The following is a 9,453-nucleotide window of genomic DNA, read 5'->3' as shown; positions in this document are numbered from 1 at the left end:
ATCGTCTCGCGACATACCTGAGCACCCACCAACACCCCTTCACGGAGGTTTGTCCGATGAGCACAGCGATCAGCGCCCTGAGCACCGACCTCGAGGACGAGGCCGACGTCGATCTCGGCTTCGAATCCGTTCCGCGCGTTCAGCGCCCGCATCGCGGTGGCGTGCGTGCCCTGGAGTCCGCGCGCGTCGTGACGGATCGGCGTCCGCGCGACAGTCGGCCCGGCGGTGCGGTGGTGCTGTACGACCGCGGTCCCGTTCGAACGCCCGCACTACGTCAGGCGCGGGGGCCGCATCCGATGGAGCGGGTCGAACAGGCGCAGATCGGTTTCGCGGTGCTCGCGGTGTCCGCGCTGCTGAGTGCGCTGGCGGTGACGGCTTTGATCGGGTTGGCGCATTGGCGCGCAGGAACTTTCGGCGGCGAGACCCCGACGACCGTGCCCGCCGTGGTCGAGCAGCAGCCGGTTTGGGACGGTGTTGGAGTCGGTGTGCCGCGGTAGCTCGTCGAAAGCCGGTGTGGCGGATGGCGACCGGCCGATCCGTCACGAAGTGTGGCCGAAATTGTCGATTGCAAACTAGAACATGTTGCTACTGTGCCTGAAAACGTGATCTAGGCAACTCTTGCCGACGAACGATTTCGGGACACCACGCAATGACGCATCGCTCCACCGCTGCACTCGCCGTCCGTCTGCTCGCCCGGATCGGCGGGCTACTGGCCTGTCTTGTCTTCGCGCTCACCATGATCCCGGCCGCACAGGCAGAACCCGCATACGAGGCGTACCTGGATTTACCCGCGCTCAACGGAGACGGAACCGGGGGCGGCGGTCTGAATCCCGCACTGCCACTGGACGAGTCGACGTTGCGTGTGGCGCTCGACCAGGCCAGGGCCGACGGGGTGGCACCGAGCCGCTATGCCACACTGCTGCACCAGTATTGGCTGGTGGTCTCGACCCGCAATGCCGATATCGACCTCGCGGCCTGGGATCCGGCGCTCGGCGTGCGTGCCAACCAGCGCACCTTCAGCCAGGTGTACGTCAACTACTTCCGGCTGGCGAATCAGCATCAGGAGTACTGGTGGGCAGGCCTTGCCGGAATCGCGGGCGGCTCCTTCGCCTCGGGGTTCTTCGACCTCGGCGATGTCGGGCTGGTGCTCGGCGTACCGGGCATCCATCAACTCGGCGACGCGGTCGCCGACCTGTTGCGCGGCACCCCACCGGAATTGGTGGCCGGGTTGCCCGCCGATATCCGGCTGCTCGCCACCGAGGGGTCGCGGTTGAGCACCGAGGATGTCGCCTGGTACCAGACCCGGCTGATGATCATGCAGAAGCACATCTTCACCGATCTGGTCCCGATGCACGAGGCGTATGCCGCGCTGGGGATGGCCGGAATCGACGAAATGTATGCGGCCGGGGTGATCGATGCCGATATCCGCACCGCCTGGCAGTCGATCGATTCGCATACCCGCGACGGATATGTGGACGCGCTCGTCCGGATGACCGATCGTGAGCAGAACCGTGTCATCGCCGATCAGTGGGATGCGACCTCGGCGGGGCGGGGCGCGATGGGCCGGGTCATGACCTATGTGAGCACGGTGGCCGGCAAGCCCGCCGTCCCCGGCGTGCGCGCACCCGGTGTTTTCGCGCCCGCCACCGTCAGCGCGGATATCTCGGGACGCACCGTCTCACTGCGCACCCCGCTGCCGGACTTCAACTGGGCCGACCGTGATACCCGCTGGGCCTACATCACCGGCGATCTGGTGCTGCGCCACATCGATATGGAGAGCAACCGGCCATTCGCCGAGGTGGTGCTCGGTGAGTCGTTCTGGAGCAAGCTCGCGCACGGACGGATGATCGCGCGCATTCCGGATCTGATCGCCGATCTGACCACGCAGTGGCAACTCGGCTGAGCGTTGGTCGACGGTGTAGTTGGGACGTGTGAGACGGTTGGTGACCCCTCCCGGGTATCCTGGACCTGATATGGACGTATCGGTCTAGACCCCTGTACACGTGCTCGCCGGATCGGGACTGGCGAACCGGAGCCGATTCGGACGCGGGCGCGCGCATCGACGAAGGATCTCTCGGATGCATTGCCCCTACTGCCGACACCCCGACTCGCGGGTCGTCGACTCGCGTGAGGCCGAGGAAGGCGCGGCCATCCGCCGTCGGCGTTCCTGCCCGCAGTGTGGGAGACGATTCACCACCGTCGAGACCGCGATCCTATCCGTGGTCAAGCGCAGCGGCGTCACCGAGCCGTTCTCCCGGGAGAAGGTGATCCGCGGTGTTCGTCGCGCCTGCCAGGGCCGCGAGGTCGCCGAAGACGCCCTGAACCTGCTGGCCCAGCAGGTGGAGGACGCGGTGCGCGCCAAGGGGTCGCCCGAGGTGCCGAGCCACGAGGTCGGCCTGGCCATCCTCGGCCCGCTGCGCGATCTGGACGAGGTGGCCTACCTGCGTTTCGCATCGGTATACCGCTCCTTCACCTCCGCCGACGATTTCGAACGAGAAATCGCCGACCTGCGTAAGCATCGCGAGGAAGCGACGGTCGCCGCTTCCGCCGACTGATCCCGGCGGTCAGAGGCAGATCCCCGGCGGGCACGAGCAGCCGAAGCTGCCCATCGCCTGCCCGGGGCAGATGGTGACCGATCCGGTGTCGAGCAGCCGAACCAGCTGCCGGAGGACATCGGTGTCGGTGCGCACCGGCGCGGGCTGTGGTGGCACGGTTGCTGAAGCGGTTGCCATCGGGGCAAGTGCGACGGCGCAGGCAACAAAAATCGGCGTGAGGGATTTCCGCATAGCGAGCACCTCTTTCGAGAATTCGCGCCGAACTGCTGAACGACGCGCGGTGCGGATATTGTGAGCGGCCGCAATACTCTTGCGCGCCACTATGCTTCGGCGACTGTATCGCCGTACCGCTGCTCCGGTCGCGCCCCCAGAACTACCGTTGCGAGCTCGGTCAGCTCTTCGGACGCGCTGGCGGCAGCCGCACGGCTGATGGGTCAGCGGCGGATGGCGGCGATGGCTTTTTCGATGCGCTTGGTGGAGACCGGGTACGGCGTGCCGAGTTTCTGGGCGAAAAGGCTGACGCGGAATTCCTCGATCATCCACCAGATTTCGGTGACATCCGGGGCGTGCTTGCGGGTTTGGGGCAGGGCATTGACGAGGCGGTCGTAGGCGGCGAGTGCGCGGTCGATTTCGGCCATGCCCTGTCGGTCGCGGACCGCGGAGCCGGGTAGTGCCTCCAGGCGGGTGCGGGCAGCCGCCAGGTAGCGCGGGAGATCGCGCAGCCGGGCGCCCCACTCCGAGATGAAACCGGGGAAGATCAGGTCGTCGAGTTGGTGGCGGACATCGTCGGCGATATCGCGTTCGGTGGTATCGGCGAGGGCGGACGAAACCTGGTGCGCCGTAGCCAGCACCGGCACCACCAAGCGCACGATGCGCGCCACGGCGGACACGAAGTCGGGACGGATCCTCGCGACCAGAGCGTCGAACTGCGTCGGACTGCGCACCGGCCCACCGGCGGCGGCAATCAGTTCGTCCGCGGCGGCGGCGCGGCAGTCCTCGATGAGCGCGTCGAGCGAGCCGTACGGATTCTGGCTCAGCGCAAGCCGATCCCGCGGTGGCAGACTGGCCGTGACGGTGCGGACCGAGGTGGGAATGGCGCTCAATACCAGTGCGCGCGTGCCCGCCCGCATGGCGGCGGCCTGCTCGGCGGGGGAGCTCAGGACACGCACCGCGACGCCCTCGCCCTCGGGGACCAGCGCCGGGTAACCGGTGACCGTCTGTCCGGCCACTTCGCTGCGCACCGTCGGCTCGACCGTCCCCAGCGAATCCGACGTCCACACGGTCGCGGGGGCACGTTCCGCGCCTGCGGTCGCACGGGCGACGGAGGCCGAAACCTGCTCGGACAGTTGGGTTTTCAACTGGGCGAGGTTCTTCCCGCGTGCCAGCACCTGACCGCTGGCCGCGATCGCGGCGAAGGTCATGCGCAGATGGTCCGGAAGCCCGGTGGGGTCGAGATCGTTCGGTGCGATGGTGACCGAACCGAGCCGCGACAGTTCCCTGGCCAGGCCGATGCGCAGGGGTTCGGCGCGCGGCGTGAGCGCGGCGAGCGCCGCCGCGGCGAAGTCGGGTGCGGGAACGACGGTGCGGCGCAGAGCCTTCGGCAGCGTCTTGATCAACGCGGTGGCCAACTCGTCGCGCATACCGGGTACCAGCCAGTCGAAGCCGACGGCGCGCACATGCGCCAGCTGCTCGACGGGGATCCGCACGGTGACACCGTCATCGTCATTGCCGGGCTCGAATTGATAGGTGAGCGGGAAGCTCAACTCGCCCTGGCGCCAGGCGTCCGGGAAATCGGTCGGGTCGAGCGTCGCCGCGGCGTCATTGACCACGGTATCGGTCGAGAAGTCCAGCAGCGCGGGATCTTTGCGCTTCGTGGCGCGCCACCAGCTGTCGAAGTGGCGCACCGAAACGATATCGGCCGGGATGCGCTTGTCGTAGAACTCGAACAGCACCTCATCGTCGACGAGGATGTCGCGGCGGCGGGCGCGGTGCTCCAAATCGGCGACATCGTCGAGGAGTTCGCGGTTGCGGTGGAAGAATTCGTGCCGGGTCTGCCACTCACCCTGTACGAGGGCATGCCGGATGAACAGCTCACGCGACAGTTCCGGATCGATCCGGCCGTAATCGACGGCACGGCTGACCACCAGCGGTACGCCGTACAGCGTGACCCGCTCGTAGGCGCGCGCCGCTCCGCGCTTGGACGACCAATGCGGTTCGGAGTAGGTGCGTTTCACTAGATCCCCGGCCAGCCGCTCGGCCCACTCCGGCTCCACCCTGGCCGCCATCCGGCCCCAGAGCCGGGACGTCTCGACCAGTTCGGCCGCCATCACCCAGCGGGGTGGCTTCTTCGCCAGCGAGGATCCGGGGAAGATCATGAATTTGGCGTTGCGGGCACCCAGGAATTCGCGGGTTTCGGCCTCGCGGACGCCGATATGGGAGAGCATGCCCGCCAATAGGGCCTGGTGGATGGCGATCGAATCCCATAGTGTGCCATCATCTTCGGCGGCCTGTGGTTTCGGTGCGGCGGTGTTGTCGCGGCCGCGGTTCGCTTTCACGCGAGATGAATCGGACTTGCGCTGTCCACGTTCCGAATCGCGACCATCCGCAGCAGATCGCCCACGGCGCGAACCGCTTTCGCTGTCCGAACCGTCGCCGTTCGCCGACCACCCGAGCCCCCGAGTGATCGTCCGCAGCTGTCCGTGCAGATCCTGCCACTCCCGGATCCGTAGATAGTGCAGGAACTCGTCACGGCACATGCGCCGGAACTGATTGGACGACAGCGACTTCCGCTGTTCGGTCAGGTACTCCCATAACCGCAGGTAGGCCAGGAAATCCGAGCCTTCGACCACGAAGCGGGCATGTTTGGTGTCCGCGGCCTGCTGATGGTCCGCGGGACGTTCGCGCACATCCTGAATGGACAGTGCGGCAACGATGATCAGCACATCGGCGAGCACGCCATTGCGGTGGGCTTCGACCAGCATGCGCGCCATTCGCGGATCCACCGGTATCTGTGCCATTTCGCGGCCGGTAGGCGTAAGTGTCAGTGTGGTGTCCGGCACCTGGTCCGCTCGCCCGGTGCTATCGGTGGCGGCAACCTCTGCCGTCGAATCAGCCTGCTGTCGAGCGGGTTTCGCGGGTACGCGCGGTGCAAGTGCGCCCAATTCCTCCAGGAGCGCGATACCGTCGCGAATAGCCCTGCGGTCCGGCGCCTCCACGAACGGGAACTTCTCGATATCGCCGAGTCCGAGCGCGGTCATCTGCAGGATTACGGCGGCCAGATTGGTCCGCAGGATCTCCGGTTCGGTGAAGGCGGGCCGGGATTCGAAATCTTCCTCGGAATACAGGCGGATGCAGATGCCGTCGGCTACGCGGCCGCAGCGTCCCGCGCGCTGGCGTGCCGATGCCTGCGAGACCTCTTCGATGGGCAGGCGCTGCACCTTGGTGCGCATCGAATAGCGCGAGATGCGCGCGGTGCCGGGATCGACGACGTAGCGGATGCCGGGGACGGTCAGCGAGGTTTCGGCGACATTGGTGGCCAGCACAACTCGTCGCCCCGGATGCGGGGCGAAGACCCGATGCTGCTCGGCCGTGGACAGGCGCGCGTAGAGCGGCAGTATCTCGGTGCGCGGAATCTGTAAGTCGCGCAACGCATCGGCGGCGTCGCGGATCTCGCGTTCGCCGGACAGGAAGACCAGCACGTCACCGTCGCCCTCGGCGAAGAGTTCGCGCACCGCGTCACCGATGGCGTCGACCGGGTCGCGATCCACGATCCGGGTGTCCTCGTCGTCATCATCGGTGGCGACGGGTAGCTCCAGCGATAGCGGCCGGTACCGGATTTCGACCGGATAGGAACGGCCGGATACTTCGACAATCGGTGCGGGAGTGCCCGATTCGTCGGCGAAGTGCCTGGCGAACAATTCCGGATCGATGGTCGCCGAGGTGATGATCACCTTGAGATCCGGTCGGCGCGGCAGCAATTGCTTCAGGTAGCCGAGCAGGAAGTCGATATTGAGGCTGCGTTCGTGCGCCTCGTCGATGATGATCGTGTCGTAGCGGCGCAGCAGCCGGTCGCGCTGGATTTCGGCGAGCAGGATGCCGTCGGTCATCAGCTTGACGAGTGTGCGATCCGAGGCCTGGTCGGTGAAACGCACGGTGTAGCCGACGACATCGCCCAGTTCGGTCCCCAGTTCCTCGGCGATGCGCTCGGCGACCGTACGCGCGGCCAGACGGCGCGGCTGGGTGTGGCCGATGGTGCCGCGGATGCCACGGCCGAGTTCCAGGCAGATCTTCGGAATCTGGGTGGTCTTACCGGATCCGGTCTCACCGGCGACGATGACGACCTGGTTGTCCAGGATCGTCTTGGCGATATCGTCGCGGCGTGCGGAGACCGGTAGCTGCTCTGGATAGCGGATTTCGGGTACCGCGGCGCGGCGGGCCTCGACGCGCTGCTCGGCTGCCGCGATCTCGGCCGTGATGCCGGTGAGATCGCCGCCGCGGGCCCGGTCCAGGTTGCGGCGCAACCGGTGTTCATCGCGGAGGGTTACGGCGGCCAGGCGGGTCCGAAGCTCGCGGAGATTCGCGTCGGCTGTCCTGGTCATTGCGCTCACCAGGGTAGCGAAACCGGCGCGTCTGATCCGAGCCGGGCGTGGGCGTCCGGTGAGGACACAGGCGACGCGGTCGGCGAAATTGTGCGGTCGCACGGGTCGGCTCGCCGCTCGGAGCGGTCCTGATGTGGGAGTATCCGACGATGACAGCCGGTGCCGCCGCACTGTGGATCCGTGCACCGCGCTTCGTCTTTGCGTTGCTCGGTGTCCTGACGCTGGTCTGGACACCGATCCGCAACATCGGCGAGTCCGGGCTATTCGTGGCCGACTTTCACCATCGAATTCGATGTGCTCGGCGTCATAGTGCTGCTGATCGGGGCGATCCGCCCCCCCGCGACCGCCGCTGGCAGGTGATCCGGCTGTCGAACATCCGCGTGGGAGATGAACAAGGGTGGGTCGATGACGTGTTGCAGCGCATCATGCCTATGGTGATGATCGTGGACTGGGAGTCGGCACCGGTCGCGCTCGGCATTTCCGAGCGGCTGATCGCGGGTCGGCTGGTCGTCGCGGTGGTCGCGCTCGGTGCGGCCGTCGGCGCGGACGAGCCGGACAAGCGACGAAGTGACGTGGTTGTCGAGTAGAGGTGGTTGACATGGGCGCGCTATGGCATGGATTCGCCGATATGGGTGCGGTCGAGCGCGATGGCGCGTTCGTGGTCGCACGTGGGGCGGGTGCCTACATCTACGACCAGGCGGGCACCAGGTATCTGGACGCGACGGCCGGACTGTGGTTCACCAATGTCGGGCACGGACGCGCCGAGATCGCGGATGCGGTCGCCGCACAGCTGCGCACGATCGCGCACTATTCGAACTTCGGTGATTTCGCCGAACCCGCCACCCAGGAGTTGGCGGAGAAGTTGGCGAGCATCGCACCGGTACCGGGCAGCAAGATCTTCTTCACCTCCGGCGGCTCGGATTCGGTGGACACGGCGGCCAAGCTCGCTCGCCGCTACTGGCACGAGCTGGGGCGGCCGGACAAGACCATTGTGGTCGGCAGACAGCGCGCGTATCACGGAATGCATGTCGCGGGAACGGCTTTGGCGGGGATCCCGGTCAACCGCGAGGGCTACGGCGAGCTGATGGCCGATGCCCGAACCGTCGAATGGGACGATGCGAAGTCGCTGCTCGCGCTCATCGAGGAGATCGGCGCGGAGCGCATCGCGGCCTTCTTCTGCGAACCCATCATCGGCGCGGGCGGGATCTACCTGCCGCCGGACGGCTACCTCACCGAGGTCCGCCGCATCTGCCGCGATCACGACATCCTCTTCGTCGTCGACGAGGTTGTCACCGGCTTCGGCCGCATCGGCGGATCCTGGTTCGCCGCAACCCGTTTCGAGCTCGAACCCGACCTCATGACCACCGCCAAGGGCCTCACCTCCGGCTACGTCCCCATGGGCGCGGTCTTCATCGCACCCCATATCGCCGATCCCTTCTTCCGCGGCGGCGTCTGGTGGCGCCACGGTTACACCTACGGCGGCCACGCCGGAGCCGCCGCCGCGGCCCTCGCCAACCTTGCCATCGTCGAACGCGAGGGTCTACTAGGCGAGGCGAGGCGCCTGGAATCCACCTTGCACGCCAAACTCGCTCCGCTCGCGGAGCACCCGCGCGTAGCCGAGGTCCGCAGCGGTCTCGGCGCGGTCGCCGCGATCCAGTTCGCCGATCCCGCCGAGGCGCTACCCTTCGTGAAATCCCTACGGGAGCACGGCATCTCAGGACGCGCGGCGGGCCAGGGCGCAATGCAGATCTCGCCGTCGTTCGTGATGACCGACGACCAGGTCGACGAACTCGTCGAGGGATTCACCCGTGCGCTGGGCTGAGCCCTCGCGACACTAGTAGATCTTGGCCATCACATGCTTGACGCGGGTGTAGTCCTCCAGCCCGTACATCGACAGGTCCTTACCGTGTCCGGACGACTTGAACCCGCCGTGTGGCATCTCGGCGATCAGTGCGGTGTGGGTGTTGATCCACACACAGCCGAAGTCGAGCGCGGCCGATACGCGCAGCGCCCTCGACACATCCTTGGTCCACAACGAGGACGCAAGCCCGTATTCGACGCCATTGGCCCATCGGATCGCGTCGTCTTCGTCGGTGAACGACTGCACGGTGATCACCGGGCCGAAGATCTCGTGCCGGCTCAGCCGATCATGCTGGAGCAGCCCGCCGATGACCGTCGGCTCGACGTAATACCCGCGGTCGCCCTGCCGGTGCCCGCCCACCACGACCGAAGCGTGATCGGGCACATCATCGAGGAAGCCGAGCACCCGCTGTAGCTGGTCGGCGTTATTGACCGGTGGT

General features: G+C 66.7%; 8 protein-coding genes. 5 read left to right on the top strand and 3 right to left on the bottom strand.

Annotated features, from left to right (window positions below; translation table 11 throughout):
- Positions 1 to 56 precede the first annotated feature (56 nt).
- The 3 genes from NP3_RS05445 to nrdR all read left to right on the top strand — a co-directional run bounded on the left by NP3_RS05445 (position 57) and on the right by nrdR (position 2,555).
- The gene (locus NP3_RS05445) at positions 57 to 497 is read left to right on the top strand and encodes a hypothetical protein (RefSeq protein ID WP_063038400.1); all 441 of its coding nucleotides are present in this window, start codon (positions 57 to 59) and stop codon (positions 495 to 497) included.
- A gap of 152 nt (positions 498 to 649) precedes the next feature.
- Positions 650 to 1,903, top strand: a complete 1,254-nt coding sequence (locus NP3_RS05440) for a hypothetical protein (protein ID WP_063038398.1) — start codon at positions 650 to 652, stop codon at positions 1,901 to 1,903.
- A 175-nt stretch (positions 1,904 to 2,078) separates the two neighbouring features.
- Positions 2,079 to 2,555: a transcriptional regulator NrdR gene (nrdR, locus tag NP3_RS05435; RefSeq protein WP_063038396.1), complete on the top strand. Its 477-nt coding sequence runs from the start codon at positions 2,079 to 2,081 to the stop codon at positions 2,553 to 2,555.
- Between the two features lie 9 nt (positions 2,556 to 2,564).
- Here nrdR and NP3_RS05430 read toward each other — a convergent pair whose 3' ends face one another.
- Both NP3_RS05430 and hrpA read right to left on the bottom strand, forming a co-directional pair.
- On the bottom strand, positions 2,565 to 2,732 hold the full coding sequence (locus NP3_RS05430; RefSeq protein WP_157124121.1) for a hypothetical protein: 168 nt from the start codon (positions 2,730 to 2,732) through the stop codon (positions 2,565 to 2,567).
- A gap of 257 nt (positions 2,733 to 2,989) precedes the next feature.
- Complete coding sequence (gene hrpA / locus NP3_RS05425) at positions 2,990 to 7,153, bottom strand: ATP-dependent RNA helicase HrpA (protein ID WP_063038392.1); 4,164 nt, start codon at positions 7,151 to 7,153, stop codon at positions 2,990 to 2,992.
- Positions 7,154 to 7,302: 149 nt separating this feature from the next.
- On the opposite strand from hrpA, the gene NP3_RS05420 reads away from it, so the two are divergent.
- On the top strand, positions 7,303 to 7,740 hold the full coding sequence (locus tag NP3_RS05420) for a hypothetical protein (RefSeq protein WP_157124119.1): 438 nt from the start codon (positions 7,303 to 7,305) through the stop codon (positions 7,738 to 7,740).
- An 11-nt stretch (positions 7,741 to 7,751) separates the two neighbouring features.
- Complete coding sequence (locus NP3_RS05415; protein WP_063038387.1) at positions 7,752 to 8,975, top strand: aminotransferase family protein; 1,224 nt, start codon at positions 7,752 to 7,754, stop codon at positions 8,973 to 8,975.
- Between the two features lie 12 nt (positions 8,976 to 8,987).
- Here NP3_RS05415 and NP3_RS05410 read toward each other — a convergent pair.
- Positions 8,988 to 9,453, bottom strand: a 466-nt coding sequence (locus NP3_RS05410; RefSeq protein WP_157124117.1) for an aldehyde dehydrogenase family protein, incomplete at its 5' end; no start/stop codon positions are given.

It is taken from the genome of Nocardia pseudovaccinii NBRC 100343 (assembly GCF_001613225.1).
Taxonomy (GTDB): Bacteria; Actinomycetota; Actinomycetes; order Mycobacteriales; family Mycobacteriaceae; genus Nocardia; species Nocardia pseudovaccinii.
This window is presented reverse-complemented; position numbering and strand designations above follow the sequence as displayed.

Excerpts from the sequence above, each read along its gene's own strand:
- NP3_RS05430 (WP_157124121.1), bottom strand. The coding sequence starts at position 2,732 with ATGGCAACCGCTTCAGCAACCGTGCCACCACAGCCCGCGCCGGTGCGC.
- nrdR (WP_063038396.1), top strand. The coding sequence starts at position 2,079 with ATGCATTGCCCCTACTGCCGACACCCCGACTCGCGGGTCGTCGACTCG.
- NP3_RS05440 (WP_063038398.1), top strand. The coding sequence starts at position 650 with ATGACGCATCGCTCCACCGCTGCACTCGCCGTCCGTCTGCTCGCCCGG.
- hrpA (WP_063038392.1), bottom strand. The coding sequence starts at position 7,153 with ATGACCAGGACAGCCGACGCGAATCTCCGCGAGCTTCGGACCCGCCTG.
- NP3_RS05445 (WP_063038400.1), top strand. The coding sequence starts at position 57 with ATGAGCACAGCGATCAGCGCCCTGAGCACCGACCTCGAGGACGAGGCC.
- NP3_RS05420 (WP_157124119.1), top strand. The coding sequence starts at position 7,303 with ATGACAGCCGGTGCCGCCGCACTGTGGATCCGTGCACCGCGCTTCGTC.
- NP3_RS05415 (WP_063038387.1), top strand. The coding sequence starts at position 7,752 with ATGGGCGCGCTATGGCATGGATTCGCCGATATGGGTGCGGTCGAGCGC.